Source organism: Novosphingobium album (ex Liu et al. 2023) (assembly GCF_029076845.1).
In the GTDB taxonomy this organism is placed as follows: domain Bacteria; phylum Pseudomonadota; class Alphaproteobacteria; order Sphingomonadales; family Sphingomonadaceae; genus Novosphingobium.
The window spans coordinates 145,826-171,791 of the sequence record NZ_JARESE010000020.1 but is presented as its reverse complement, the minus strand read 5'-3'; the positions used below and the strand labels follow the sequence as shown (position 1 = coordinate 171,791).

Genomic DNA, 25,966 nt, shown 5'->3' with positions numbered 1-25,966 from the left:
CTGCTTCCACCCGACCGTCTCACCGCCGTTCAGGAGCGCACGATCATGGCCGAAATGGTGACTATCCGCGAAGCCGACCTTGTCGACAGCATCGCCGATGCCCTGCAATACATCAGCTACTTCCATCCGATGGATTATATCCGCGCGCTGGCGAAAGCCTGGGAGCGCGAGGAGAACCCCGCCGCGAAGGACGCGATGGCGCAAGTGCTGGCCAATTCGAAAATGTGCGCGCAGGGCCACCGGCCGATCTGCCAGGACACTGGCATCGTCAACGTGTTCCTGAAATGGGGGCAGAACTGCCGGCTCGAATCGGACAAGTCCTTGCAGGAAGTCGTCGATGAAGGCGTGCGCCGGGCCTATATGCACCCGGGAAACAAGCTGCGCGCCTCGATCGTCGCCGATCCCGCCTTCACCCGGCGCAATACCAGGGACAACACGCCTTGCGTGCTCAATGTCGAGATGGTGCCGGGCAGCACGGTGTCGGTAGACGTTGCGGCCAAGGGCGGCGGCTCGGAAAACAAGACCAAGTTCAAGATGATGAACCCCAGCGATTCGATCGTCGACTGGGTGCTGGAGATGATCCCACAGATGGGCGCGGGCTGGTGCCCGCCCGGCCAGATCGGCATCGGCATCGGCGGCACGGCGGAAAAGGCGGTCCTGCTCGCCAAGGAATCGCTGATGGACGAGATCGACATTCACGAGCTCAAGGAGCGCGGCCCGCAGACCGATACCGAGGCGCTGCGCATCGAGCTGTACGACAAGGTCAACGCGCTCGGCATCGGCGCGCAGGGGCTGGGCGGGCTGACCACGGTGCTCGACGTCAAGGTCAGGGAATGGCCGTGCCACGCGGCGGGCAAGCCGGTGGCGCTGATCCCCAACTGCTCGGCGACGCGCCATGCGCATTTCACGCTCGACGGCTCGGGGCCGAAATTCCTCGAAACCCCGAAACTGGACGACTGGCCTGACGTCACCTGGGCGCCCGACGCGCAGGCCAGGCGCGTCGATCTCGACACGCTGACGGCGGAGGAAGTGCAGAGCTGGAAGCATGGCGACCGGCTGCTGCTCAACGGCAAGATGCTCACCGGCCGTGACGCGGCGCACAAGCGCATCCAGGACATGCTGGCGAAAGGCGAGGAACTGCCGGTCGATTTCCGTGGCCGGGCGATCTACTATGTCGGCCCGGTCGATCCGATCGTCGGCGAAGTGGTCGGCCCCGCCGGCCCGACCACCGCGACCCGCATGGACAAGTTCACCGACATGATGTGCGAGCTGGGCCTGCTGACGATGATCGGCAAGGCCGAGCGCGGGCAGGGCGCGACCGAGGTGATCGCCAGGCACAAGGTCGCCTACCTGATGGCGGTGGGCGGCGCGGCCTATCTCGTCGCCCGCGCGATCCGCGAGGCGAGGGTGCTTGGTTTCGCCGACCTCGGCATGGAAGCGATCTACGAATTCACCGTCGAGGACATGCCGGTGACGGTCGCGGTCGACAGCGAGGGCAACAATGTCCACCAGCTCGCGCCGCAAGTCTGGAAGGCGAAGATCGCGCAAGACCATCTCGTCGCGGGCTGACCTTTCGTTGGCCAGCGGCCTTTCGGCGCGGGCGGGCCCTGGCCCGGCTCGACGAAGCGCTGATCCGCGCCGACCGGCGGCATGGCCAGCATGGCCCGGTCCGCGCTATGCGGGCCGGTCATGAACGATGATATCCCAGAGGCGCGCGTTCCGGCGCGGCTCGTCCTCGCGTCGCTGATCGCGCTGTGGGCGTGCTATTTCCTGGTCGCGACACTGCGCGGGATCTTCCTGGGGTTCGAGTTCGACTGGCCGATCATCTCGCGCCGCCTGACCATCTGCATCGTCTCGATGCTGGTGATGGCCGCGCTCTGGCCGCTGCTGCAATTGCTCGATCGGCGCTCGTTCGGCACGCGCGTGGCGGTCGTGATGCTGGGCGCGCTGCCCGTCTCGCTGGCGCTGGGTGCGATCAACGAGGCGGTGTTCTCCGACATCGACGGCGAGATGCCGGCCGAGCAGCAGGGCGAAGGTGGCAATGTGCGGATCTCGCGCGACGATGCCGGCAATATCCTGGTGGACTTGCCGCCGGCCCCGCCCAAGCCGCCAGCCCCTCCCGTGGCGCCGGTTCCGGCTCCGGGAGCGCCGGATTCGGCCAGGGCGCCCCAGGTTCCGGCCGTTCCCCCGACGGCCGCCCCGGCCGGCAAGCCGCCGCAGGCCGGAACCGGATCGAAGATCACGCTGCAGGCGCCGACGGACGAGCGCGCGACCAAGCGCTGGGCGGTGATCGCCGATACCGCGTTCGGCCGCTACTTCCTCGTGCTCGCCTGGGCGGCGCTCTATTTCGCGCTGGTCAAGGCCGAGGAAGCGCGCGCGGCCGAGCGGCGCGAAGGCGAATACCGGCGCGCCGCCGCCGCCGCAGAGCTGCGTTCGCTGCGCTATCAGGTCAATCCGCACTTCCTGTTCAACACACTCAATTCGCTGTCCGCGCTGGTCATGACCGGGCGGCAGGACGATGCCGAACAGATGATCCAGACGCTTTCCACTTTCTATCGCCACACGCTTTCGGGCGATCCGACCAACGACTTGCCGCTGGCCGACGAGATCGAGCTGCAGCAGCTCTATCTCGCGATCGAGGGCGTGCGCTTTCCCAGCCGGCTGCTCACGCAAATCGATGTTGACGCCGACGTCGCCGATGCGATGGTGCCGGGCATGATCCTGCAGCCGCTTGTCGAAAACTCGGTGAAGTACGCGGTCGCCAGCACGCGCGAGCCGGTGACGATCACTATCGCCGCGCGGCGCGAGGACGGTTTCCTGTGCCTTTCGGTCAGCGACAACGGCCCCGGCGCGCGCCAGGGCGAGACGCATGGCTGCGGCATCGGCCTGGGCAATGTGCGCGATCGCCTGCGCGCGCGCTTCGGTGACGCGGCCAGCCTTGCCTTCGGCAAGCGCGCCGATGGCGGCTTCAGCACCGTGATCCGCATTCCGCTGGAACTCGCCCGTGCCTGAAGCCTTGCGCGCGCTGATCGTCGATGACGAGCCGCTGGCGGTCGAGCGGTTGCAGGTGATCTGTTCGCGGCTCGATGAAGTCGCGGTGGTCGGCACCGCGAACGACGGGCAGGCGGCCTTGCGGCTGATCGACGCGCTGGCGCCCGATCTCGTCCTGCTCGACATGACGATGCCCGAAACCGACGGGCTGGGCGTCGCCCGGCGGCTGGGCCGGCTGGCGAACCCGCCGGCGATCATCTTCGTCACCGCGCATGATGAATTCGCGGTCGAGGCGTTCGATCTCGACGCGGTGGACTATGTGCTCAAGCCGGTCGCGCCGGACCGGCTGCGCCGCGCCATCGCGCGCGTCGTCGCGCGGCGGGCCGATCGCGCGGCCCGGCCCGAGAGCGCGGGAGAGGCCTGGCTCAGCGAATTCTGGGTGCCGCATCGCTCCGAACTGGTGCGGGTCGCCGCATCCGACGTGCAGCGCATCGATGCCGAGCGCGATTATGTGCGCATCCATGTCGCGGGGCAGAGCTATCTGCTGCTGCAGACCATCACGGGGCTGGAATCGCGGCTCGATCCGGCGAAGTTCATCCGCATCCACCGCTCCACCATCCTGCGCCGGGACCATGTCACGGGCCTTCGGCATGAAGGGCTTGGCGTCTGGTCGGTCGAGACCGCCGATGGCGAGGCCTTGCGGATCGGGCGGACCTATCTGCCCAACGTAAAGAAAATGGCGGGCCGCTAGGCCCGCCAGTTTGTTGGCACTTCTTCTTTTGGGACCTCGGTTGTCGGGGGATCAGCCGCCCAGGCGCTCGTTCTCGATGGCGAGAGCCATGTCGTTGCGCGCCTTGGCGTGGGCTTCCTTGTAGCAGGCCAGCGTCTTGGCCGAGCGCAGGCGCGTGCCGGTGGTCATCTCGTCAAAGCCGCAGGCCTGCCGAGCGGCCTGGTCGAGGCGGCGCTCCAGCTTCTTCTGGCCTTCGGCGGTGGCCAGGTTCAGGTCGCCGTAGCTGACGCGGACTTCGCGGGCATAGGACGCGGTGGCGGTCAGGGCGATGCCGAGCGCGGCGGCCATGGCGAACGGGGTGGTGATCTTCATTGTGTACTTCCTCCTCATGGGTGAGCCGGCGGCGGGGGGACTTACTGTCCGGCTCGATGAGTGGGTTGTGCCGGGAATCGGGGCGCCGCGCATGGCGGGCTCGACTGTGGCTCGTCCCGGCTCGACGAACGGCAAGGCGGCCCGATGAACGACTTCGGCCATCGACGAACGCCATCGCCCGCTGGCGGGAAAGGCATGGATTTCCGGGGTGTGCGGGCGAATCGGGGCCGCGTTTCGCGCTGCCCTGGGTGTGCAAGGCGCGACTGGCCTTGTGCGGCCGGGATGACTACAGTGCGACGGGAACATGGCCATTCTCGTCATCTTCTGCCTGGGCATCGCCAATTTCGCCGCGCACAAGGCCGTGCTGGAAAGCGGCCATCCGCTGCTGGGCCAGATGCCGCGGTTCTTCCACCTCCTGTCCGGGCGCGTCAGCCTGCTGGTCGAATTCGTGATGTTGTTGGGCGCGATGCTGATGGCCCATGCCGGATCGCTGGCCTGGGCCTGGGGCTATGCCGTCTACAGCGCCTTTAACGGCTTGTCCGCCTGGCTCATCCTGACGAGGAAAGTATGATGGGAACCCTGTGCCCGCCCGGGCGGTTTCCCGCATGAGACGCGGCGCGCGCGACAGCGGCGGCCATGCGCGATGCGGCCACTTTACCGCGCGCGACGTCGCGCGGCTGCAATACGATTTCCGTAACGTACCCTATGGCTTTCCCCGCAAGTCACCGGACGTTGCGGCTGGTCTGCCGGGAAGGAGAACCGATGGGATTGCTGATGGACGGTGAACCGGCAGATGCACGGTAGCGCGGACCCGATGCGGCGCGGCCCGATCAAGCTCTTTCACCTGAGCGACCTTCACTTCGGGCTGGAGGATCGGCAGGCGCTCGCCTGGGTGGAGGATTGCATCGGCGCCGAGCGGCCCGACGCGATCGCGATCACCGGCGACCTGACGATGCGCGCGCGGCATCGCGAATTCGCCGTCGCCTGCCAGTGGATCGGCTCGCTCGACGTGCCGGTGACGGTCGAGGTGGGCAATCACGACATGCCCTATGTCAATCTCATCGAACGCTTCGTGACGCCTTACAAGCGGATCCAGGCGATCAAGGCGGTGGTGGAGGTGGAGCTTGACCTCGGCGATCTGGCGATCGTCCCGCTCAGGACCGCGACGCGCGCGCAGTGGCGCTTTCCCTGGTCGAACGGCTGGGTGACGCGCTCCGCGCTGGCCGAGACGCTGGCGGCGATCGACGCGCTGCCGGCCGGCACGCGCGTGCTCGTCACCGCGCATCATCCGCTGCCCGAACGCAGTGCCGCGGGCAAGCGGCTGACGATCAACGGCACGCGCGCGCTGGAGGAACTGGCGCGCCGCAAGGTGCTGGGGATTCTCAGCGGCCATGTCCACGATCCGTTCGACCTGATCGAGCAGACCCCGGCCGGGCCGGTGCGCATGATCGGCGCCGGCACGCTCTCGCAGCGCATCCGGTCGACCCCGCCCAGCTTCAACCAGATCATCATCGATGGCGGCAAGGTCACGGTCGAGGCGCGCAACCTCGGGCATGTGCCCACGCCGGACATGCAGATCGACGATGTGCCCGAAGATGCCATGCCGCCGCGCAAGCCCGGTGAGCCGGTCTCCTCGATCGCGACGATCCCACCGGTCGATCCCCCGCTCTACTGATCGCGTTGCCGCGCGCACCGGACAAGGCCCCCCACGCGAAAACGGCCGCGCCGGCTCATGCCGGCACGGCCGTCCGCGCGATACCGCCGGCGGGGGGTGGGCGGTGCCGGTATCAGTATTCGTGGTCGATCGAGCCCACGCCATTGATCGCGCTGCGCAAATGCGCCGGCTTGCGGTGCAGCGTGACATTGCCCGCGCCGTTGATCTCCACATCGACATTGCGCGTGGCGGCGATGCTGACATCACCCATGCCATCCACCCGTACAGTGGCATCCTCGGCATCCAGCCGGGCCAGATCGAGGTCGCTGGCGCCCGCGGCCCTGATGTCGAGCCGGCGGACCTTGCCGTCGGCGGTCAGGTCCACCGCGCCTTCGGACCGCAGGCGGAACTGGTCCTGCTGCAGCCCGGCCAGCGCGATATCACCGGGGGCTTCCAGATCGAGCCCCGCGATCTGCGGCGCGACGATAGTGACGTCAAGGCCATGGCCCAGCCGGGCGGGGCCCTTCAGCGAGAGGTGGCCATTCTCCCAGACCAGCCGGTCGATTGCGGCCGCCGGGCCCCTGACCACCATTTTCGCCTCGTCGCCGCGCGAGAAGTGCAGGTCCACCGGCACTTCCATGGTGAGCGTCTGGCCGCTGTCGATCGCGAAGGTGCGCGTTTTGCGCGGGCCCTTGGCATCCGGGCCGAAGCTGATGTTGAAGCCTTCGCCGCCCAGCATCGACTGGTGCAGCTCCTTGCCGCCGACCACCCAGGCAAGGCCGAGCGCGACGACGCACAGGATGGTTCCGCTGGCAAATACCACGAGCAGTTTCTTGAGCATGGTCCTGTCCTTCCTCATGCGAAGTCGTCGGATTTGATGGCGGGCTCGATCACCCGGTAGTGCAGGCGGCCGAACCACATCAGGGCATTGATCACCCAGATCGAGACGATGGTGAGCAGCGCCCCGGCCGCGACCGATCCGGCCATGATGCCAAGCCCGGCCAGCAGCGCGGCGATGGCGCCGCCCGGCATCGCGCTGAACGGGCCGACGACCATGACGAAGCCGCCGGCGATGAACACCGCGATCACCGCGACATACAAGGCCACGATCACGCCGATGATCGGCAGCACGATCGGCGCCAGGATCAGGATGTCGATCGTGGCCAGGCCCATGAACGCCAGCACCGCCGCCCAGGCCGAGGACGGCGTGCGCCCCGCTTCCCAGTTGCGGATGCCGGCTTCCAGCCGCAGCTCGCGGGCCAGCCGGCCGGGGTTGCCCAGGGCCTCGGCCACTTCCGACTCGGATCGGCCATCGGCTGCGCCGGCATCGAAATGGGCTTCGTAATCGCCGACGATCTCGGCCACATCCTCGGCGGGCATCCCCTTGAGGCCGGCCTTCAGCCGCTTGATGAATTCGTTACGCGTCATGGCTTGCCTCCGCTTGGCCTTCCGGCGCCGCTTCTGCTGCGGGCGTGATGAGGCCTTCGACCGCGGCGGTGAACGTGCGCCATTCGGCGACCTGCTCCGCAAGACGGCCACGGCCGGTATCGGTGATCTTGTAATATTTGCGCGGCGGACCCGAGGGCGATTCCTCAAGGTAAGTGCCGACCAGCCCTTCGGACTGCATCCGGCGCATCAGCGGGTAGATCGTCCCTTCGCCCATATCGACCGCGTGGGCCATGCGGCTGGCGATCTCGTAGGCGTAGCTGTCACCGCGCGACAGCAGGGCGAGCACGCACAGGCCGAGCACCCCTTTCTTCAACTGGATTTCGATTTCGGACACGAATCATCTCCCGTGGACGAGAGGCGGTGTATCGCAAGGTAGTATGTTATGCAAGATACCTTGCATCGACTTAATGCGTGTTCATGCAAGGTATCTTGCTATCACGAGGTATTGTGCAAATGCCTGTCGCATAAGGACATGACATAACACCATATTATCCCTGGATCGCGAGCGGTTTGCATCACCCGTGCGGTGCGCTATGGCATGGCGATGCGCATGATCGGGCTTGTCGGAGGCATGAGCTGGGAAAGCTCGGCCGAATATTATGGTATCATCAACCGGGCGATTCGCGATCGCATCGGGCCGACGGCATCGGCGCGATGCCTGCTCTGGTCCTTCGACTTTTCCGAGATCGCGGCGCTGCAACGGGCCGGGGACTGGGATACCCTCACCGCGCGCATGATCGACGCGGCGACCCGGCTCGAAGCGGCGGGGGCGGACATGGTGGTGATCTGCACCAACACGATGCACCGCATGGCCGACGCGGTGCAGGCCGCGATCGCGATCCCGCTGCTGCACATCGCGGATACCGTCGCGGAACCCATCGTCGCTGCGGGAATGGGCAAGGTAGGCCTGCTGGGCACGGCCTTCACCATGGAACAGGACTTCTATCGCGGGCGACTGCGCGATCGCTTCGGGCTCGATGTGCTCGTGCCCGAAGCGGCGGACCGGGCAACGGTGCACCGCATCATCTACGACGAACTGGTCGCCGGTGTGGTGACAGAGCAATCGCGGGCCGAATATCGGGCCATCATCGCCCGGCTGGTCGAACGCGGGGCCGAAGCCATCATTCTGGGCTGCACCGAGATCATGTTGCTGCTGCGGCCGGAGGACAGCGCGGTGCCGCTGTTCGACACCACGCGGCTCCATGCCGAGGCGGCGGTCGCGGCGGCGCTGGCGGATTGACCGGACAAGAAAAAGGGGCCGCGGCTGCCCGCGACCCCCTTGCAGGTCGATAAACCCGAAGTCTTAGCGCTTCGAGAACTGGAAGCTGCGGCGGGCCTTGGCGCGGCCATACTTCTTGCGCTCGACCACGCGGCTGTCGCGGGTGAGGAAGCCGGCGGCCTTCACCGCGCCGCGCAGCACGGGCTCGTACTTCGACAGGGCCTGCGCGATGCCGTGCTTGACGGCGCCCGCCTGGCCCGAAAGACCGCCGCCCTTGACGGTGGCGATGACATCGTACTGGCCGGTGCGATCGGCGACCTGGAACGGCTGGGCGATGACGAGGCGCAGCGTCGGGCGCGCGAAATAGACTTCCTGGTCACGGCCGTTGACCGTGATCTTGCCGCTGCCGGGCTTCAGCCAGACGCGGGCGACTGCATCCTTGCGGCGGCCGGTGGCATAGGCGCGGCCCTGCGCGTCGATCTCCTGATCGCGCAGCGGCGCGGGCGGAGCGGCGGGGATGACGGGCGCCTGGGTCTCGGCCACCACGGGGGCCGGCGCGGCGTCGGTAAGGTCCTTGAGGTCGGACAGGCTCTGAACGGTATCGGTATCGGACATCACGCGCCCACCTTGTTCTTGCGATTCATGGATGCGACATCGAGCAGCTCGGGCTGCGTGCCGGCGTGGGGATGCTCGGGGCCGCCATAGACGTGCAGCGCGCGCATCTGGGCGCGGCCGAGGGGCCCGCGCGGGATCATGCGCTCAACCGCCTTTTCCAGCACGCGCTCGGGAAAGCGGCCGGCCAGAACCTTGTCGGCGGTCACTTCCTTCAGGCCGCCGGCATAGCCGGTGTGCTTGTAGTAGGTCTGCTGCTTCAGCTTGTTGCCGGTGAAGCGGACCTTTTCGGCATTGATCACGACGACGTGATCGCCGCAATCGACATGCGGGGTGAAGCTCGGCTTGTGCTTGCCGCGCAGCAGGTCGGCGATGATGACGGCGACGCGGCCGACCACCAGACCCTCGGCATCGATCAGATGCCATTTCTTCTCCACCTCGGCCGGCTTGATCGACCGGGTGACCTTGGTAAGCGCCTTCATGGCTGGTCATTCCCTATGTATTGGGTGCTGTAACTTTTGCCGCCTCCAGCCGCGCCCAAAGGGGCACGCCGGCTTACGGGAAGGCGGCCCAATCGTCGAAATCCGCCTCTAAGTCAAGCAGGGCGCGGGTTTGCGAAGAGGTAAAATGATACCGTGATGCCGAGCGGGGGCCGATCGCGCCCGCTAGCCGCCGATGCCGGCCAGCCATGCCGCCGTGCCGCTCGCGGCCGCGTCGCAGCGCCAGCCGAGCACGGCGGGCTCGTCATAAGGATGGAGCTGGGCAAGCCGGCGCGTGGCCGGTTCGAGCAGGGCGGCATTGGTCTTGAGCAGCGCGCCGGTTTCCTCCGCCGTGCTTCTTGTGCCGTTCCACACGAAGATCGCGGTCATCGCAGGAAGGATGTTGCCGCAGGCGATCAGCCCTTCGTCCAGCAGCGCGTGCACGCAGGCGGCGGCCGATTCGCCGTCAGGAAAGGGGCACCAGAGGAGCGCGGGCACGTCCCTTGGCGCCGCCTCGGTCATTTGCGGGCGCCCAGCGCGTGCGCGCCCCAGACCGTGGCGACCAGCACCAGCGCACCGACAAGCTGGTGCGCCGCCGCGATCCACAGCGAAACGCCCGACCAGACGGTGAGCACGCCCAGCACGATCTGCAGGCCGAACGCACTGTGCAGCGCCACCGAAACCTCGCGCCGGTGCTTCGCGCGCAAGCGGCGGCCCATCATCACCAGCGCGATCACCACCACCCAGGCCCACCAGCGGTGCAGGAAATGCGTGAGGTAGGGATCGCTGAACAGTGCGTGCGCCGTGCCTTGCGACCAGTCGATGCCTTCGGGCAGGAAGCGGCCCTGCATCAGCGGCCAGGCATCCAGGCTGAACCAGCCCGCGCCCGAGACATAGCCCGCGCGCAACCCCGCGACGAGCGCGCCCAGGAACAGCTGCACCGCGACGACGGCCAGCGCGGCCGCGCCGAACCCGGTCAGCCGCGACGGGGCTTCCCGGCGGCCAAGCGCCTTGAGATCAAGCGCGGTCCAGACCAGCCCGCCCAGCGTGGTCAGCGCCACCAGCAAGTGCGCCGCCAGCCTGAAGTGGCTGACCTTCACGTCCTGGCTGAGCCCGGAGGACACCATCCACCAGCCCACCGCGCCTTGCAGGCCGCCCAGCGCCAGCAGCGCGAGCAGGCGCGGCTTGTAGCCCAGCGGGATCGTGCGGCGATACCAGAACCAGGCCAGCGGCAGCGCGAAGGCCAGCCCGATCAGCCGCGCCAGCAGCCGGTGGACCCATTCCCAGAAATAGATGAACTTGTAATCGGCCAGCGTCATGCCGGCCGGGCCGTTGACCTCGGTATATTGCGGGATCCGCTGGTAGGCGGCGAATTCGGCCTGCCACTGCGCTTCGGTCAGCGGCGGGATGGCCCCGGTCAGCGGCTTCCACTCGGTGATCGAAAGGCCCGATTCGGTCAGCCGGGTGATGCCGCCCACGACCACGATCATCACCACCAGCGCCGCCACGATCAGCAGCCATCGGGCAATCGCGGCGATATCGTCGCTGGTTCCAATGAGCGGGCGACCGTCGGGGATTCTCATGCGGCCACTCCCTGCGACCTTGCGCGGTTTTGCGCAAGGGGGGAGCGGGTCGGGGCCGCCATGCGCGACACGCCGCCTTCGCGGACCCGCCCGCCAGGGGTTGCGGCATGATACAACATTACATATGTGCATCGCCATGCGGCACGCCCTCCTCTCGATTCGCGATCGGCTTGACCGGATGGGCGTCGTCCTGTCCGCGCTTTGCGCCGTGCACTGTGTGCTGGGTATCGTCTTTGTCTCGGTCCTGGGCCTGGGCGGGCGATTCCTGCTCGACCCGCGCATTCACCAGATCGGCCTGGCGCTGGCGGTGCTGGTCGGACTGGTCTCGCTCGGCTTTGGCGTGCTGCGGCACGGCCGGCTGGGTCCGCTGGCGATCGGCGCCATCGGCCTGGGCCTGATGGCCTCGGCGATCCTTTCCGGGCATGGCCTGGCGGAAACCGTGCTGACCGTTGCCGGGGTGGCGCTTGTGGCCACGGCGCATATCCGGAACTTGCACCGCGCGGCGTGAGCGCTATCTGCGGGGCATGTCCGCTTTACTCCAGCTCATCGTCAACGGCGAACCGCGCCGGATCGCCCCCGGCGCCAGCATCGCCGATCTCGTTTCCAGCCTTGAGCTTGACCCGCGCAAGGTCGCGGTCGAGCGCAATGGCCTGATCGTGCCGCGATCGACGCTGGCCGAAGCGCCGCTGGGCGATGGCGACGTGCTGGAGATCGTGCACTTCGTCGGCGGCGGCGATGTCGCCGCCCCGCCCGAGGATACCTGGACTGTGGCGGGCCGCACGTTCCGGTCACGCCTGATCGTGGGCACCGGCAAGTACAAGGATTTCGCCCAGAACGCCGCCGCCGTCGAAGCGAGCGGCGCGGACATCGTCACGGTGGCGGTGCGCCGGGTCAACATATCGGACCCCAAGGCGCCGATGCTGACCGATTTCATCGACCCGAAGAAGATCACCTACCTGCCCAACACCGCCGGCTGCTTCACCGCCGACGAGGCGATCCGCACGCTGCGCCTGGCGCGCGAGGCGGGCGGTTGGGATCTGGTCAAGCTGGAAGTGCTGGGCGAGGCGCGCACGCTCTATCCCGACATGCGCGAAACGCTGAAGGCCACCGAAGTGCTGGCCGGCGAAGGCTTCCTGCCGATGGTCTACTGCGTCGATGATCCGATCGCGGCCAGGCAGCTTGAGGAGGCCGGCGCGGTCGCGGTGATGCCGCTGGGGGCGCCGATCGGCTCTGGCCTGGGCATTCAGAACCGGGTGACGATCCGCCTGATCGTCGAGGGGGCGAGCGTGCCCGTGCTGGTCGATGCCGGGGTCGGCACCGCATCCGACGCGGCGGTGGCGATGGAGCTGGGCTGCGACGGCGTGCTGATGAACACCGCCATTGCCGAGGCGAAAGACCCGATTCGCATGGCCCACGCCATGAAGCTGGCGGTGGAAGCGGGCCGCGCGGCCTATCTCGCCGGCCGCATGGCGACGCGCCGCTATGCCGATCCCTCCAGCCCGCTTGCCGGCCTGATCTGATCGCGCCCGCCGGTCCCGCGGGGCCAGGCACGGAGCGATGGTTAACTGCTTGGTAAGTCTAATGTGGTGATCTGTGATTCGCGGAGAGGGGGCAGGCCCGTTCCGCGAGCACGGGATGACAAGCCATGGGCTATGCAGGTACCGCCAGTCTGACCATCAGCGAGCTGCGCGAGTTCGCCAGCTTCACCTCTTGCGAGCAGCGCTATATCAAGCGCGGCCTCGATATCGGTCTGGGCCGGCAGGACGCGTTCAAGCTCTGGGCGCGTAATGCCGATGAGATCGCCTCGATCCGCTCGCAATACGTCGCTTATCAGGATCTCAAGACGCTGCGCGCGATGCGGCCTGACGATATCGGCTTCGACGGGCTCGAAGGCTTCATGGGCAAGCTGGTGCGGATGACCGCTTTCGACTTGTCGCAGGAACGGATCTCCAGCTTTTCGGCCTATCGCTTCCTTTACGAGCGGCTGCTCGGCGCGTGGGCGCGCCCCTGGCTGCCCGGCGCCTTCTGCGGCGCCGCCGCGCTGCCGCAGATTCGCCCCGATCGCCGCAAGCAACTGCTCCACTCGATCAGCGAAGCCGCCGCCACCGCGCCCGGCTGGTCCGATCGTGAGCCGAGCTTCTATCCCGAGTGGATCGAGAAGGAAGCGGCCTAATCTGGAAAACCCAATTCGAAGCTGCCGTCCAAATCTAACCTCAGGCAACCTTGGGAGATGATATCCATGCCGAGCAGGACATCGTAAAAGCGGCTGTCGCCGCCATCTATGCCCAAGATCTCATTACCGATCCCAAAAAATGCAGGGAGCGAATCGTCCTGCGTCTCGGGCCAGATTCCGACATAGAAGTGATAAGTGTGGTGATGTTCCGTGCGCTTGACATTGCCGACCGGCATAGTTCCGCGCCTCTCCAGGCCCACTTTGTTGACGACGTTTTGACTGATTGAGGTGCGCGTTGCACCCGTATCGACCAAGGCGTTGAACTCATGACAAGTCAGATCAACATCAGCGGTCACATCAGGATTGAATGCCCTGATTCCCACCCGAATCCGGATGCGATTGTCCTCTACTCTACCCCTGACATATCGCATTACTCATAAAGCCCAAGTCAACGGGTTCGTCCGTCACGAGTTGAACGGAATAGGGACCACGGCCGAACTTGGCAAATCCTTGCCGGTCTGCTTCCCCCGGCGAGTCGAAGACACCTTCAAGAACTTGATCGTGCAGCAATGCATACCGCCCGTTATTGGACAGCATAAGCCTTTCCAGCATGTCAAGAAATGCTGCGTAATTGCGCTCAATCTCGACCTCGATAGAGTGCGCCATGATTGCTCTCCTGTGTGACGTCCAACGTAACATATGCGGGATTCCGCTGTCACGTGAAAATGCCTTGACTCTGGCACCGTAAAGAGTCCGCTACGCTGCGAATCCGATCACCCCTTGTACAGGGCATCCAGCCTTTCGCCGTAGCGCTCCTTCAGCTTGTGGCGGCGGACCTTGAGGCTGGGGGTCATCTCCTCGTTCTCGATGCTGAACGGCTCGTCGGCGAAGGCGAACTGGCGGACCTTTTCGATCACGGACAAGTCGGCATTGACCCGGTCCACCGCCGCGCGGATCGCCGCCCGGTATTCGGAAGCCGCTCCCAGCGATGCCGTGTCGGCGGGCTGGCCGTTGGCCCGGGCCCATTCCTCCGACCATTCGCGGTCGGGCACGATCAGGCCAACGATGTAGGGCCGCCGGTCGCCCACCACCATGGCCTGCGCGATTTCGGGCTGGAGCGTCAGCAGCGATTCGATTTTCTGCGGGGAGACGTTGTCGCCCTTGTCGTTGACGATCATGTCCTTCTTGCGATCGGTGATGACGATGCGGCCGTTCGCGTCGAGATGGCCGATGTCGCCGGTGTGCAGCCAGCCGTCGTGCAGCACGGCGCGCGTCGCCGCCTCGTTCGCCCAGTAGCCGTGCATCACCAGTTCGCCGCGCACCAGGATCTCGCCATCGTCGGCGATCCGCACCTCGACGCCGTGGAGCGGCGGGCCGACCGTGTCCATCTTGATGCCGGCGCCGGGCCGGTTGCAGCTGATCACCGGCCCCGCCTCGGTCTGGCCATAGCCTTGCAGCAGCGTCAGCCCGATCGACTGGAAGAAGCCGCCAAGCCCGGGATTGAGCGGCGCGCCGCCCGAAACCAGCGCTTTCAGCCGGCCGCCGAAGCGGGCGCGGATGCGGGGACGCAGCGTGTGGTCCAGCAGCTTGCCCAGCGCCCAGTCGCCGAACCGGGGGTGGCCGCGCGCCGCGCGCGATCCGGTGGCGATGGCGCAGTCCATCAGCAGCGCGGGCAGGCGCCCCTGCTTGCCGATCTGCTTGACGATGCGCGTGCGCAGCACTTCGAACAGGCGTGGCACCACCACCATGATCGTGGGGTGCACTTCCTCCATGTTGGCGGCCAGCTTGTCGAGTGCCTCGGCATAGTAGATCTGGCCGCCCAGCCCGATCGGCAGGCACTGGCCGCCGGTATGCTCATAGGCGTGGCTGAGCGGCAGGAACGAGAGGAAAACCTCGTCCTCCCAGCCGAAGTCCTCAAGGATGATGCGCGCGCAGCCAGCCATGTTGGCCAGGATCATGCCGTGGTGCTGGCGCACGCCGCGCGGCGCGCCGCCAGTGCCGCTGGTGTAGATGATGCAGGCCAGGTCCTCGCGCCGCATCCCGGCCGCCCGCGCGCGCACGGCAAGCTGCGCGGCCGGTGCGTCGCCTGCGAGCAGCGCCTGCCAGGCGTGGCTGATGAAGCCGCCCGATTGTGCCGGCGGCGGCAGCGGCTCGATCGCGATCACATGCTGGCACAAGTCGGTCTGGAGCACGGCCGGCAGCAGCGCCCTGGCCAGCTTGGCGGTGGAGACGATCACCGCCCGCGCGCCGGAATTCTCCAGGATATGGACATGATCGCGCGTGGTGTTGGTGGTGTAGGTGGGCACCGTCACGCAGCCTGCCGCCATGATCGCCAGATCGGCGATGCACCATTCGGGCCGGTTTTCCGAGACGATCATCACCCGGTCGCCCGGTTGCAGCCCCATGCGCCGCAGTGCTTCGGCCATCAGGCAGACGCGCCGGGCCGCTTCCTTCCAGCTGATCGCCCGCCACGCGCCGTCCTGCTTGGTCCAGAGCATCGGCTTGTCGCCCAGCGCATCCGCGCGCGCGAGAAACAGCGAGATGAAATTGCCGGCGTTCTCGAAGTCCGAAAGGTCCATGCGCTGCGATCCTCTTCCCCGGCCGGGTCTATGTCGGCGGCGCCTGTCCGGCAAGCCGCCTGCGGGAAAGTCACCTATTGGGAAATGGCGCGGCCCTCGCTGCGCGGATCGGCGGCGCCGTCCAGCGCGCGCCCTTTCACCGCGATGGCATTGGTCTTGAGCGGCAGCTCGGCCTTGCGGATGGCGGCGTGGCCCAGCTTTGCGAGCGCGGGGATCAACGCCTCCAGCTTGGACCCCTGCTCGATCGTCACCGTGTCGCCGGGGGAATAGAGGACGGGCAGCGCCAGCGCGTCCGCGATCGGCAAGCGCCAGTCGATGAAGCCGATCAGCGCGCGTGCCACTTGCACCGGGATCGTCGCGCCGCCCGCCGCGCCCACCACCAGCACCAGCTTGCCGTCCGGGCCATAGACCAGCGTGGGCGCCATCGAGCTGCGCGGCCGCTTGCCGCCCCACACGCCATTGGCCACCGCCGCGCCGTTCTGTTCGGGCACGAAGCTGAAATCGGTCAGCTCGTTGTTGAGATAGAAACCGCCGGCCATGATGCCCGATCCGAACGCGCTTTCGATCGTGGAGGTATAGCTCACCGCCTCGCCCGCGCGGTCGACCACCACGAAGTGCGAGGTGCCGTTCTCGGGCGGGCCGAAGCCCGGCGCGCGGGCCAGGTCGCGCCGGCCGGGGAGCGCTTGCGGCAGCGTCCGGTCCGGCGCGATCAGGCGGCCGCGCGCGTGCAGGTATTCCGGGTCGATCAGGCTTTGCACCGGCACCGGCACGAAGTCGGGATCGGCCAGATAGAGGTCGCGATCGGCGTAGGCGAGCCGCTGCGATTCGGCGAAAAGGTGCCAGGCCACTGGCGAATCGGGGCCGAGCGCGGCCATGTCGAACGGTTCGAGCTGGATGAGGATCGCCAGCACCGTCGTCGCGCCCGAGGATGGCGGGCCCATGCCGCAGATCCGGTAGGCGCGGTAGACGCCGCAGACCGGCGGGCGCTCCTTTGCGGCATAGCCGGCGATGTCGGCGGCACTCATCCGGCCATCGTCGGGCGTTTCGGCGGCGACCTTGCCGGCGATCTCGCGGCCGAGCGGGCCCTGGTAGAAGGCCCCGGCGCCTTGCCGGGCGATGGTTTCCAGCGTCCGGGCCAGCGCCGGGTTGCGTACCCGGGCGCCTGCCGGCAGCGCGACGCCGGCCGCGTCATAGAACAACGCCTTGCCCGCCGCGTCATGCGCGCCGGTATCGGGCTGGCGTTGCAGGAAGTCATGCCCGCGCTGGCTCAGCACCCAGCCATCGCGGGCCAGCCGGATCGCCGGCGCGAACAGCGCGGCCCAGGCCAGCTTGCCATGCTCGGCATGGGCCTTTGCCGCCAGCGCGAGATTGCCCGGCACGCCCACGCTGCGCCCGCCGATCACGGCCGTGCGGAAAGGCAGGGGCTTGCCGTCGGCACCCAGGAAGCGGCGCGGAGTGGCGGCGGCGGGCGCCGTCTCGCGCCCGTCGATCGTCTCGATCGCGCCGTCCGCGCCGCCGCGCACATAAAAGCCGCCGCCGCCGATGCCCGAGCTTTGCGGCTCCACCACGGTCAGCGCCAGCATGGTCGCGATCGCCGCGTCGGTGGCGCTGCCACCCTTGCGCAGGATCTCCGCGCCCGCCTCGGCCGCGCGCGGATCGGCGGCGCTGACCATGCCGGTATCGTAGAGGCTGGGCGAACTGGCCGAGGGCGGGGCGGGCACGCTCGCGCAGGCGGAAAGGGCGAGCGGGGCGGCAAGGCCCAGAAGAAAACGCTGCAACATCACGCGAAACGCTATTCGCTTCCGACCGCCTCGGCAATGGAGGCGAACCCGTCGCGCCGCATCAGCCGTTCCATCCCCTTGCCGATGCGATGCGCGATCCCCGGCCCTTCATAGACCATGGCGCTGTAAAGCTGCACCAGGCTCGCGCCCGCGCGGATGCGGGCCCAGGCATCCTCGGCGCTGGCGATGCCGCCCACGCCGACCAGTGGCACCGCGCCGCCGGTGGCGCGGCGGAAATCGCGCAGCCGCTGCTGGGCCAGATCCTTCAGCGGCGCGCCGGAAAGGCCGCCGGCCTCGCCCGCGTGGGGCGAGCGCAGCGGCGGGCGCGAGACGGTGGTGTTCGAAACGATCAGCGCGCCCAGCCGCTTGTCGATGGCGATGCGGGCAATCGCGTCGATATCCGCCGGCTCCAGATCGGGCGCGACTTTCAGGAACACCGGCGGTGGCGGCCGGGCCAGGCTGGCGCTGTCGCACGCGGCGATCACCGCGTCGAGCAGCGCGGTCAGCGCCGCCTCGTCCTGCAGCGCGCGTAGCCCCGGCGTGTTGGGGCTGCTGACATTGACCGCCAGATAGCTGGCGAGCGGCGCCATCAGCCGCGCCATCGTCGCATAATCGGCAATGCGGTCGGCCGAATCCTTGTTGGCGCCGATATTGATGCCGATCACGCCGGGCCGCCCGGCGCGGGCCTCCAGCCGGTCGACCGCGGCCTGCGCGCCGCCGTTGTTGAACCCCATGCGGTTGATCACCGCGCGATCCTCCGCCAGCCGGAACAGGCGCGGCCGGGGATTGCCCGGCTGCGGCAGCGGCGTGATCGAGCCGACCTCGGCAAAGCCGAAGCCCAGGCCGAGCAGCGCGTCGGGCGCCTCGCCGTCCTTGTCGAACCCGGCGGCCATGCCGATCGGGTTGGGGAAGGCGATTCCGGCAACATCGGTGGCCAGCGGGCCCTGGCCGCGCGCGGCGGCGCGGCGCGGGCTCAGCCGCAGCGCCCGCAGCGCCAGGCCATGCGCGGATTCGGCTTCGAGGCGGAACAGCAGGGGGCGCAGCAGGGCATAGATCATCGCAGCACCGCGCATACCGGCCCGGGAGGTGTGGCTCAAATGCTTCTTTTGCCCGATTTCCATCCGATAATCGGGTCGATTTGGACCGGATCGCTGGCTCAGGGCGGGCCGGATGTCGCGTTTCTACAATAAATCACCCGGCGCGGCGCATAGAGGCCGTGGTGCGACCCGAAGGGCTCGTTAGCGGTTTCGCACGAGTTCTTTCTAAACTTGATGGCGGTTCCCCGTCTCCTGCGGGGAACCGCCGTTTCTTTTTCGCTTCCCGCACGCAGGGCCATTGAATCGCGACGGCGACCGCATTAGGTGAAATCGGAAAGAATCACTCTGATTTAGCCTGTCAGGTCGGGAAACCAGCGAAAATGCGCCTTTCCAGCATGGCCGATTACGCCGTTGTCACCATGGTCGCCGCCGCGCGGCATTGTGGCTGCGCGCGCGTTTCGGCCGCGCAGATCGCCGATGAGACCGGCCTGCCGGTCCCCACCGTGCAGAAGCTGGTCAGCCGCCTGACCGCGGCCGGCCTGCTGCGTTCGTCACGCGGGGTCGGCGGCGGCATCAAGCTCGCCCGGCCGCCGGCGGCGATCACCGTGGCCGATATCGTCGAGGCGATGGAAGGGCCGATCGCGCTGACCGCCTGCGTAGAGCAGGGCCGGCATGACTGCACGCTGGAAGATGTCTGCCTGCTGCGGCCGCACTGGCCGCAAGTCAATGCCGCGCTGCGTGGCGCGCTGGCGCAAGTCGCGCTGACCCAGCTCGTCGAGGAACCGCAATGACCGACGCAACCACCAACCTTGGCCCCGCGAGCGCGGGGGAGGAGAACCAGAAGGACCAGGCCGCGCGCGACGCCGCCGCCCGCGTCGCCGAATACGAGCACGGCTGGTCCGCCGATATCGAGCAGGAATTCGCCCCCAAGGGCCTGTCGGAAGACACCGTGCGCTTCATCTCGGCCAAGAAGAGCGAGCCGGAGTGGATGCTCGAATGGCGGCTCAGGGCCTATCGCCGCTGGCTCGAGATGCCGATGCCCGACTGGGCGAAGCTGAACGTGCCGCCGATCGACTACCAGGACGCCTATTACTACGCCGCGCCGCGCAGGAAGGAAGCGCTCGCCTCGCTCGACGAGGTCGATCCCGAGATCCTGCGCGTTTACGAAAAGCTGGGCATCCCGCTGGAGGAGCAGAAAGTGCTCGCCGGCGTCGAGGGCGCGCGCAAGGTCGCGGTCGACGCGGTGTTCGATTCGGTCTCGGTCGCCACCACTTTCCGCAAGGAGCTGGAAGCGGCCGGGGTGATCTTCCGCTCGATCAGCGAGGCGATCCGCGAATATCCCGACATGGTGCGCCGCTGGCTGGGCAAGGTCGTGCCGGTGCACGACAACTATTTCGCCGCGCTCAACTGCGCGGTCTTTTCGGACGGCACGTTCGTCTACGTGCCCGAGGGCGTGCGCTGCCCGATGGAGCTGTCCACCTATTTCCGCATCAATGCCGAGAACACCGGCCAGTTCGAACGCACGCTGATCGTCGCCGACAAGGGGGCCTATGTCTCCTACCTCGAAGGCTGCACCGCACCCCAGCGTGACGAGAACCAGCTCCATGCCGCCGTGGTCGAACTGGTCGCGCTCGACGATGCCGAGATCAAGTATTCCACCGTGCAGAACTGGTATCCCGGCAATGCCGAGGGCAAGGGCGGCATCTACAACTTCGTGACCAAGCGCGCGCTGTGCCAGGGCGCGCGATCGAAAGTCTCGTGGACCCAGGTCGAGACCGGCTCGGCGATCACCTGGAAATATCCCTCCTGCGTGCTCAACGGCGAGGATTCGGTGGGCGAGTTCTACTCGGTGGCGGTTACGAATAACCATCAGCAGGCCGATACGGGAACCAAGATGGTTCATAACGGCAAGGGCAGCCGCTCCACGATCATTTCCAAGGGCATCAGCGCGGGCCAGTCGAACAACACTTATCGCGGGCTGGTGCGCGTGGCGGCGAACGCGGAAGGCGTGCGCAATTTCACCCAGTGCGATTCGCTGCTGCTCGGCGCCACCTGCGGCGCGCATACCGTGCCCTATATCGAGGTGCGCAACCCCACCGCGCAGATCGAGCACGAGGCGACCACCAGCAAGATCAGCGACGACCAGCTGTTCTATGCGATGCAGCGCGGGCTCGATACCGAGCAGGCCGTGGCGCTGATCGTCAACGGCTTCGCCCGGGAAGTGCTGCAGCAGTTGCCGATGGAATTCGCGGTCGAGGCGCAGAAGCTGCTGGGCATTTCGCTGGAAGGGAGCGTGGGATGAGCCGCAAGACCCTGTCTGTAAAGGCCGAGGCCACGCCATCGCCCGGCGGCGAGAAGGCCTGGAGCGTCACCGGCGCGCGGCTTGAGAACCTGAAGGCCATGGCGCGCGAGAAGCGCCGCCACCCGACCGAGGCGCGCGCCCTGCTGTGGGAACGGCTGGGCAGCGCGCGCTTCGGCGCGTTCAAGTTCCGCCAGCAGGCGCTGGTGGGCTCGACCTTGGTCGATTTCGCCTGCCCCTCGCGCTGGCTGGTGGTGGAAATCAGCGAGGCCGGCGCCAATCCCGAACTCGATGCCCTGCAGGACCGCAAGCTCACCGATGTCGGCATCCGCGTGCTGCGCTTTGCCGAAGACGCGGTGCTGGCCGATGCCGATGGCGTTGCCGACGCGATCGAGGCCGAACTCAACAAGCCGTTCGACCGGCGCGCCGCGCGCTCCGGCGCGGGCCGTGGCGCCGGGCGGTACGAAGGATGACCATGCTCGAAATCACCGATCTTCACGCCACCGTCGCCGACAAGCCGATCCTGAAGGGGCTGTCGCTTTCGATCAACGCGGGCGAGGTCCACGCGATCATGGGGCCGAACGGCGCGGGCAAGTCGACGCTGGGCTATACGCTGGGCGGGCGGCCCGGCTACGAGGTGACGGGCGGCGCCATCCGGTTCGCGGGGCAGGATCTGCTCGCGCTCGCCCCGCATGAGCGGGCCGCCGCCGGGCTGTTCCTGGGTTTCCAGTATCCGGTCGAGATTCCCGGCGTCTCCTTCGTCCAGTTCCTGCGCGAAGCGGCGAACGCGCAGCGCCGGAGCCGGGGCGAGGAGCCGCTGTCGGGCGGCGAATTCCTCAAGCTGGCGCGCGAGAAGGCCGGGTTGCTGCGCATGGACATGGACATGCTCAAGCGCCCGGTGAACGTCGGCTTCTCGGGCGGCGAGAAGAAGCGCGCCGAGATGGTGCAGATGGGCATTCTCGATCCGAAGCTGGCGATCCTGGACGAGACCGATTCGGGCCTCGACATCGATGCGCTGCGGATCGTGGGCGAGGGGATCAACGCGATCATGCGCGCGCCCGGCAAGGCGGTGCTGCTGATCACGCATTACCAGCGCCTGCTCGATTACGTGAAGCCGGACTTCGTGCATGTGCTCGCGGCCGGGCGAATCGTCCGCTCGGGCGGGCCGGAACTCGCGCTCGAACTGGAAGAGCAGGGTTACGAGGCGGTGGTCGCGTGAGCGAGGCCCTGGTCCTGCCCACGCGCCGTGACGAGGACTGGCGCTATGCCGATGCGGCGTTCCTGGCCGCGTCCGATCCGGCCACGCTCATGCAATGGAGCGAATGGACCATCGCGCCGGGCGAAACGCGGCGCGATTATCGCGTGCTGGCTTCGGGCGCGCTGGCCGGCGGCACGGTCGAGCGGCTGCGCGTCCATGTCGGCGCGGGTGGGCGCTTTGAACTGGGGCTGGTCAATGCTGCCGGGCGCTATGCGCGCTTCGAGGCGGAAGTGACGCTCGCCGAGGGCGCGCATTTCGAATTCGGCGGCGTCACCATCGGCGGTGGCGACAACGTGCAGGAAGTGGTCACGCGCGTGCTCCATGCCGAACCGGGCGCGACGTCGAACCAGATCGTGCGCGCGGTGCAGTGGGGCCGGGCGACGGGCAATTTCCTGGGCCGCATCGAAGTCGCGCGCGATGCGCAGCAGACCGACGCGGGCCAGAACTTCAAGGCGATCCTGCTGGAAGCCGGCGCCTCGGCCAATACCAAGCCCGAGCTGGAAATCTTCGCCGACGATGTGAAATGCGCCCATGGCGCGGCCATCGGCGCGCTGGACGAGACGGCCGGCTTCTACCTTGCCTCCCGCGGATTGCCCCCGGCCGAAGCGCGCAAGCTGCTGATCCGCGCCTTCATCGCCGATGCCTTCGCGGCGATCACCGACGAAGAGGCGCGCCTGCGCCTGCTCGACGAAGCGCTGGCCGTGCTCGATGGAGAAGCGCCATGACCACGCCTGTGACGATCAATGCCGAAAGTGCGGTGAAAGCGCAGTTCCCCGGCCTTGCCGGCGGCTGGCACTACCTCGATACCGCCGCCAGCGCGCAGAAGCCGCAAGCGGTGATCGAGGCCACGGTGCGCGCGATGGGCGCCGATTATGCGACAGTGCATCGCGGCGTCTATGCGCGATCGGCCGAAATGACCCTGGCGTTCGAGGCGGCGCGGCGGCGCGTGGCCGAGTTCCTGGGCGGGCGCGAAAACGAGATCGTGTTCACGCGCGGCGCCACCGAGGCGATCAACCTCGTCGCGCAGACCTGGGGCGTCCAGAACCTCAAGGCCGGCGATCGCATCCTGCTTTCGACGCTGGAACACCATTCGAACATCGTTCCCTGGCAATTGCTGCGCGATCGCACCGGCGTGGCGATCGACATCTGCCCGCTTACCGAAGACGGGCGGATCGATCTCGCCGCCGCCGAGCGCATCCTGACGCCCGCGCACAAGCTGGTCGCGTTCGCACATGTCTCGAACGTGCTGGGCTCAGTGCTCCACGTGGAACATGCGGCGGGCCTCGCCCATGCGGTGGGCGCGAAGCTGCTGGTCGATGGGTGCCAGGCCGCGCCGCGCATCGCGCTCGACGTCGCGGCGATGGACTGCGATTTCTATGTCTTTTCCGCGCACAAGCTTTACGGGCCGACCGGAATCGGCGCGCTCTGGGCCCGGGGCGAGATCCTTGATGCCATGCCGCCCTGGCAAGGCGGCGGCGCGATGATCGATCGCGTCATGTTCGAAAAGACCACCTTCGCCCCGGCGCCGCAGCGCTTCGAGGCGGGCACGCCCGCGATCATCGAGGCGATCGGCTTTGCCGCAGCGGTCGACTGGCTCGAAGCCGTGGGCCTCGATACGGCCGAGCGCCATGAACGCCGCCTCACGGCCCGGCTGCGCGAGGAACTGGCGCGGCGCAACGATGTCACGCTGTTCGGCCCGGCCGATTCGGCGGGCATCGTCAGCTTCGCGCTCGATGGCATCCACCCGCACGATCTCGGCACGATCCTTGACGAGGAAGGCGTGGCGATCCGCGCGGGGCACCATTGCGCGCAGCCGCTGATGGACCATCTCGGCGTTCCCGCGACCGCGCGCGCGAGCTTCGGGCTATACAACGATGAAAGCGATATCGCCGCGCTCCTGAAGGGGATCGAGCGCGCCAGGAGGATATTCGGATGACCGACGAGAACCGCAACTTTCGGGTGGAGGAAGTCGATTCGGTCGCGCCGCCGCCCCGCGCGCGCGTGGCCGATGCCGAGAGCCCGGCCGACAAGCTGGAACGCAAGCGCGACTATCTGGAAGGTTTCCTGACGGAGCAGCCGGCGGGCGAGAACCCCGGCGAGCCCGGCGGTCAGGTCTACGAAGGCGTCGTTGCCGCGCTCAAGGAGATCTTCGATCCCGAAATCCCGGTCAATATCTATGACCTGGGCCTGATCTACGGCGTCGATGTCGGCGATGAGGGCGCGGTCGCCGTGACCATGACGCTGACCACGCCGCATTGCCCGGTCGCCGAATCGATGCCCGGCGAAGTGGAGATGCGCGTCGCCGCCGTGCCGGGCGTGCGCGATTGCGAAGTCAATCTGGTGTGGGACCCGCCGTGGGACATGGGCAAGATGTCCGACGAGGCGAAGCTGGAACTGGGGATGCTGTGAACCAGACCGCCGCCGCATCCCTGGCATCCGCATCCGCGCTCACGATCGCGCGCGCCGATTACCGCGATCCGGCGGACGCGGCGGCGCTGGTCGCGCTGCTCGATGCCTATGCGCGCGATCCGATGGGCGGCGGCGAGCCCTTGCGCGCCGATGTGCGGCAGCGGCTGGCACCCGCGCTGGCGCAAGTGCCGGGCGCGTTCTCGTTCCTCGCGCGCGAGGAGGAGGAGCCGGTCGGCCTGATCAACTGCTTCACCGGGTTTTCCACCTTCGCCGCGCGGCCGCTGGTCAACGTGCATGATCTGGTGGTGCTGCCGGGGCGGCGGGGCAAGGGCCTTGGCCGCATGCTGATGGCAGCGGCCGAGCGCGAGGCCATGGCGCGCGGCGCCTGCAAGCTTACGCTCGAAGTGCTGGCGAACAATACCAAGGCCAGGGCGCTTTACGCCGCGCTCGGCTATAACGGCTACGCGCTGGGCCCGGATGCGGGCAGCGCGCTTTTCTGGGAAAAGAAACTGCCATGACTCTCACTCGCGAACGTCCCGCCGCCGTGATCCTGACGCCCGCCGCACAGGCGCGCGTCGCCGCGCTGATGGCGCAGGCGCCCGAAGGCGCGATCGGCGTCAAGCTTTCGACTCCGCGCCGGGGCTGCTCGGGCCTGGCCTATTCGGTGGACTACGTGACCGAGGCGAACGCTTTCGACGAGCGGATCGAAACGCCGGGCGGCGCCTTCTTCATCGACGGCGCCAGCGTGCTCTACCTGGTGGGCAGCACGATGGACTGGCAGGAGGACGATTTCACCGCTGGTTTCGTGTTCGACAATCCGAACGCCAAGGGAAGCTGCGGCTGCGGGGAAAGCTTCACCGTCTGACGCGGCGCGCGGCGCTATTTCTGCCGCAGCGCGGTGACGCAGGCGGCGCGGTCCACTTCCTGCCCGTCCGAGGCGCGGCGCGCTTCGAGATAAGTCGCCAGCGGTTCGCGCGATTGCGTCGTCGGGTAGAGATAGATGTCGAGCACGCAGGCCGCCGCGCCGAACTGCAGCTTGCGCGCATCGCCTTCCCACACGTTGAGCCGGGGCTGGCCGAACTGGCGGACCAGTTCCTTCTGGTCGGCGCCGATCACGCCTTCCAGGCCCGGCAGCATGTGCACCACCGCGTCGCGCGGCGGCGGCTTGACCGGCTGGCGCACGGCGGCGTTCGGCCGGGTCGAGCCGCTCGCGCCGCCGCCGGTGGATGCGCAGGCGGACAGGAACGGGGCGAGCAGGGCCAGGCAAAGCAGCGTGCGAGGACGCAGGAAAGGCGCGCGGTTCATCGTGGGCGGCGAATCGCGCGTGATGATCCTGCTGTC

The 25,966-nt window shown here is 67.7% G+C and carries 32 protein-coding genes; 18 read left to right on the top strand and 14 right to left on the bottom strand.

Going from position 1 to position 25,966, the window contains the following annotated elements; genetic code table 11:
* The first annotated feature begins 54 nt into the window (after window positions 1-54).
* The 3 genes from PYV00_RS08470 (at window position 55) to PYV00_RS08460 (ending at window position 3,742) form a co-directional block, all read left to right on the top strand.
* Window positions 55-1,569, top strand: a complete 1,515-nt coding sequence (locus tag PYV00_RS08470; protein ID WP_275227927.1) for a fumarate hydratase — start codon at window positions 55-57, stop codon at window positions 1,567-1,569.
* A gap of 120 nt (window positions 1,570-1,689) precedes the next feature.
* Window positions 1,690-3,012: a sensor histidine kinase gene (locus tag PYV00_RS08465; protein WP_275227847.1), complete on the top strand. Its 1,323-nt coding sequence runs from the start codon at window positions 1,690-1,692 to the stop codon at window positions 3,010-3,012.
* Complete coding sequence (locus tag PYV00_RS08460) at window positions 3,005-3,742, top strand: LytR/AlgR family response regulator transcription factor (protein ID WP_275227846.1); 738 nt, start codon at window positions 3,005-3,007, stop codon at window positions 3,740-3,742. The genes PYV00_RS08465 and PYV00_RS08460 overlap by 8 nt, the downstream gene beginning before the upstream one ends.
* A 51-nt stretch (window positions 3,743-3,793) precedes the next feature.
* Here PYV00_RS08460 and PYV00_RS08455 read toward each other — a convergent pair whose 3' ends face one another.
* Window positions 3,794-4,093 carry a UrcA family protein gene (locus tag PYV00_RS08455; protein WP_275227845.1) on the bottom strand — a complete coding sequence of 100 codons (300 nt, stop codon included), beginning with the start codon at window positions 4,091-4,093 and terminating at the stop codon, window positions 3,794-3,796.
* A gap of 304 nt (window positions 4,094-4,397) precedes the next feature.
* Between PYV00_RS08455 and PYV00_RS08450 the strand changes: the two genes are divergently transcribed.
* Together PYV00_RS08450 and PYV00_RS08445 are read left to right on the top strand one after the other, a co-directional pair.
* Window positions 4,398-4,664 (top strand): hypothetical protein, encoded by a 267-nt coding sequence (locus PYV00_RS08450; protein ID WP_275227844.1) that lies wholly within the window; start codon window positions 4,398-4,400, stop codon window positions 4,662-4,664.
* 222 nt (window positions 4,665-4,886) lie between these two features.
* On the top strand, window positions 4,887-5,768 hold the full coding sequence (locus PYV00_RS08445) for a metallophosphoesterase family protein (RefSeq protein ID WP_428981617.1): 882 nt from the start codon (window positions 4,887-4,889) through the stop codon (window positions 5,766-5,768).
* A gap of 112 nt (window positions 5,769-5,880) precedes the next feature.
* Here PYV00_RS08445 and PYV00_RS08440 read toward each other — a convergent pair whose 3' ends face one another.
* Genes PYV00_RS08440 through PYV00_RS08430 form a run of 3 tightly spaced genes read right to left on the bottom strand, consistent with a single transcriptional unit; the run spans window position 5,881 to window position 7,530 of the window.
* On the bottom strand, window positions 5,881-6,588 hold the full coding sequence (locus PYV00_RS08440; protein WP_275227843.1) for a GIN domain-containing protein: 708 nt from the start codon (window positions 6,586-6,588) through the stop codon (window positions 5,881-5,883).
* A 14-nt stretch (window positions 6,589-6,602) separates the two neighbouring features.
* Window positions 6,603-7,175, bottom strand: coding sequence for a DUF1700 domain-containing protein (locus PYV00_RS08435; RefSeq protein WP_275227842.1), 573 nt, complete (start codon window positions 7,173-7,175; stop codon window positions 6,603-6,605).
* Window positions 7,165-7,530 carry a PadR family transcriptional regulator gene (locus PYV00_RS08430; protein ID WP_275227841.1) on the bottom strand — a complete coding sequence of 122 codons (366 nt, stop codon included), beginning with the start codon at window positions 7,528-7,530 and terminating at the stop codon, window positions 7,165-7,167. The genes PYV00_RS08435 and PYV00_RS08430 overlap by 11 nt, the downstream gene beginning before the upstream one ends.
* 210 nt (window positions 7,531-7,740) lie before the next feature.
* Here PYV00_RS08430 and PYV00_RS08425 point away from each other — a divergent pair, with 210 nt between their 5' ends.
* Entirely contained in the window at window positions 7,741-8,436 is a 696-nt protein-coding gene (locus PYV00_RS08425; protein ID WP_275227925.1) for an aspartate/glutamate racemase family protein, read from the top strand.
* A 63-nt stretch (window positions 8,437-8,499) separates the two neighbouring features.
* Here the strand turns inward: PYV00_RS08425 and rpsI are convergent, their stop codons facing one another.
* From rpsI to PYV00_RS08405, 4 genes are all read right to left on the bottom strand, one after another.
* Window positions 8,500-9,030: a 30S ribosomal protein S9 gene (gene rpsI / locus PYV00_RS08420; RefSeq protein ID WP_275227840.1), complete on the bottom strand. Its 531-nt coding sequence runs from the start codon at window positions 9,028-9,030 to the stop codon at window positions 8,500-8,502.
* Window positions 9,030-9,509 carry a 50S ribosomal protein L13 gene (gene rplM, locus PYV00_RS08415; RefSeq protein ID WP_275227839.1) on the bottom strand — a complete coding sequence of 160 codons (480 nt, stop codon included), beginning with the start codon at window positions 9,507-9,509 and terminating at the stop codon, window positions 9,030-9,032. Before rplM ends, rpsI begins: the two co-directional genes overlap by 1 nt.
* Before the next feature lie 183 nt (window positions 9,510-9,692).
* Window positions 9,693-10,028, bottom strand: a complete 336-nt coding sequence (cutA, locus tag PYV00_RS08410) for a divalent-cation tolerance protein CutA (protein ID WP_275227838.1) — start codon at window positions 10,026-10,028, stop codon at window positions 9,693-9,695.
* The gene (locus tag PYV00_RS08405) at window positions 10,025-11,089 is read right to left on the bottom strand and encodes a COX15/CtaA family protein (RefSeq protein ID WP_275227837.1); all 1,065 of its coding nucleotides are present in this window, start codon (window positions 11,087-11,089) and stop codon (window positions 10,025-10,027) included. Before PYV00_RS08405 ends, cutA begins: the two co-directional genes overlap by 4 nt.
* Window positions 11,090-11,225: 136 nt before the next feature.
* Here PYV00_RS08405 and PYV00_RS08400 point away from each other — a divergent pair, with 136 nt between their 5' ends.
* The 3 genes from PYV00_RS08400 (at window position 11,226) to PYV00_RS08390 (ending at window position 13,262) form a co-directional block, all read left to right on the top strand.
* Window positions 11,226-11,597 carry a MerC domain-containing protein gene (locus PYV00_RS08400; protein ID WP_275227836.1) on the top strand — a complete coding sequence of 124 codons (372 nt, stop codon included), beginning with the start codon at window positions 11,226-11,228 and terminating at the stop codon, window positions 11,595-11,597.
* Window positions 11,598-11,613: 16 nt separating this feature from the next.
* Entirely contained in the window at window positions 11,614-12,609 is a 996-nt protein-coding gene (gene thiS, locus PYV00_RS08395; RefSeq protein WP_275227835.1) for a sulfur carrier protein ThiS, read from the top strand.
* Between the two features lie 125 nt (window positions 12,610-12,734).
* Window positions 12,735-13,262: a hypothetical protein gene (locus PYV00_RS08390; protein WP_275227834.1), complete on the top strand. Its 528-nt coding sequence runs from the start codon at window positions 12,735-12,737 to the stop codon at window positions 13,260-13,262.
* Here PYV00_RS08390 and PYV00_RS08385 read toward each other — a convergent pair.
* From PYV00_RS08385 to PYV00_RS08365, 5 genes are all read right to left on the bottom strand, one after another.
* A complete protein-coding gene (locus tag PYV00_RS08385; RefSeq protein ID WP_275227833.1) occupies window positions 13,259-13,618 on the bottom strand; it encodes a retroviral-like aspartic protease family protein in 360 nt (119 codons plus the stop codon). The two genes, PYV00_RS08390 and PYV00_RS08385, sit on opposite strands and share 4 nt — an antisense overlap.
* Window positions 13,619-13,673: 55 nt before the next feature.
* Entirely contained in the window at window positions 13,674-13,928 is a 255-nt protein-coding gene (locus PYV00_RS08380; protein WP_275227832.1) for a hypothetical protein, read from the bottom strand.
* 107 nt (window positions 13,929-14,035) lie between these two features.
* Window positions 14,036-15,841, bottom strand: a complete 1,806-nt coding sequence (locus PYV00_RS08375) for an AMP-dependent synthetase/ligase (protein WP_275227831.1) — start codon at window positions 15,839-15,841, stop codon at window positions 14,036-14,038.
* Window positions 15,842-15,915: 74 nt separating this feature from the next.
* On the bottom strand, window positions 15,916-17,622 hold the full coding sequence (ggt, locus tag PYV00_RS08370) for a gamma-glutamyltransferase (protein ID WP_275227830.1): 1,707 nt from the start codon (window positions 17,620-17,622) through the stop codon (window positions 15,916-15,918).
* A gap of 11 nt (window positions 17,623-17,633) precedes the next feature.
* Window positions 17,634-18,680, bottom strand: a complete 1,047-nt coding sequence (locus PYV00_RS08365) for a quinone-dependent dihydroorotate dehydrogenase (RefSeq protein ID WP_428981621.1) — start codon at window positions 18,678-18,680, stop codon at window positions 17,634-17,636.
* A gap of 359 nt (window positions 18,681-19,039) precedes the next feature.
* On the opposite strand from PYV00_RS08365, the gene PYV00_RS08360 reads away from it, so the two are divergent.
* The 9 genes from PYV00_RS08360 to PYV00_RS08320 are packed head-to-tail and all read left to right on the top strand — an operon-like array spanning window position 19,040 to window position 25,490.
* The gene (locus PYV00_RS08360; RefSeq protein WP_275227829.1) at window positions 19,040-19,450 is read left to right on the top strand and encodes an SUF system Fe-S cluster assembly regulator; all 411 of its coding nucleotides are present in this window, start codon (window positions 19,040-19,042) and stop codon (window positions 19,448-19,450) included.
* Window positions 19,447-20,961 carry a Fe-S cluster assembly protein SufB gene (gene sufB, locus PYV00_RS08355; protein WP_275227828.1) on the top strand — a complete coding sequence of 505 codons (1,515 nt, stop codon included), beginning with the start codon at window positions 19,447-19,449 and terminating at the stop codon, window positions 20,959-20,961. The genes PYV00_RS08360 and sufB overlap by 4 nt, the downstream gene beginning before the upstream one ends.
* Window positions 20,958-21,431 carry an endonuclease domain-containing protein gene (locus tag PYV00_RS08350; RefSeq protein ID WP_275227827.1) on the top strand — a complete coding sequence of 158 codons (474 nt, stop codon included), beginning with the start codon at window positions 20,958-20,960 and terminating at the stop codon, window positions 21,429-21,431. The genes sufB and PYV00_RS08350 overlap by 4 nt, the downstream gene beginning before the upstream one ends.
* A gap of 2 nt (window positions 21,432-21,433) precedes the next feature.
* Window positions 21,434-22,177 carry a Fe-S cluster assembly ATPase SufC gene (gene sufC / locus PYV00_RS08345; protein ID WP_275227826.1) on the top strand — a complete coding sequence of 248 codons (744 nt, stop codon included), beginning with the start codon at window positions 21,434-21,436 and terminating at the stop codon, window positions 22,175-22,177.
* Window positions 22,174-22,941 (top strand): SufD family Fe-S cluster assembly protein, encoded by a 768-nt coding sequence (locus tag PYV00_RS08340; protein ID WP_275227825.1) that lies wholly within the window; start codon window positions 22,174-22,176, stop codon window positions 22,939-22,941. The genes sufC and PYV00_RS08340 overlap by 4 nt, the downstream gene beginning before the upstream one ends.
* On the top strand, window positions 22,938-24,152 hold the full coding sequence (locus PYV00_RS08335; protein ID WP_275227824.1) for an aminotransferase class V-fold PLP-dependent enzyme: 1,215 nt from the start codon (window positions 22,938-22,940) through the stop codon (window positions 24,150-24,152). Before PYV00_RS08340 ends, PYV00_RS08335 begins: the two co-directional genes overlap by 4 nt.
* Window positions 24,149-24,625 (top strand): SUF system Fe-S cluster assembly protein, encoded by a 477-nt coding sequence (locus PYV00_RS08330; protein WP_275227823.1) that lies wholly within the window; start codon window positions 24,149-24,151, stop codon window positions 24,623-24,625. Before PYV00_RS08335 ends, PYV00_RS08330 begins: the two co-directional genes overlap by 4 nt.
* Window positions 24,622-25,143 carry a GNAT family N-acetyltransferase gene (locus PYV00_RS08325; RefSeq protein ID WP_275227822.1) on the top strand — a complete coding sequence of 174 codons (522 nt, stop codon included), beginning with the start codon at window positions 24,622-24,624 and terminating at the stop codon, window positions 25,141-25,143. Before PYV00_RS08330 ends, PYV00_RS08325 begins: the two co-directional genes overlap by 4 nt.
* A complete protein-coding gene (locus tag PYV00_RS08320) occupies window positions 25,140-25,490 on the top strand; it encodes a HesB/IscA family protein (RefSeq protein ID WP_275227821.1) in 351 nt (116 codons plus the stop codon). The genes PYV00_RS08325 and PYV00_RS08320 overlap by 4 nt, the downstream gene beginning before the upstream one ends.
* 14 nt (window positions 25,491-25,504) lie before the next feature.
* On the opposite strand, the gene PYV00_RS08315 is transcribed toward PYV00_RS08320, so the two are convergent.
* Window positions 25,505-25,930, bottom strand: coding sequence for a hypothetical protein (locus tag PYV00_RS08315; protein ID WP_275227820.1), 426 nt, complete (start codon window positions 25,928-25,930; stop codon window positions 25,505-25,507).
* Window positions 25,931-25,966: the final 36 nt, after the last annotated feature.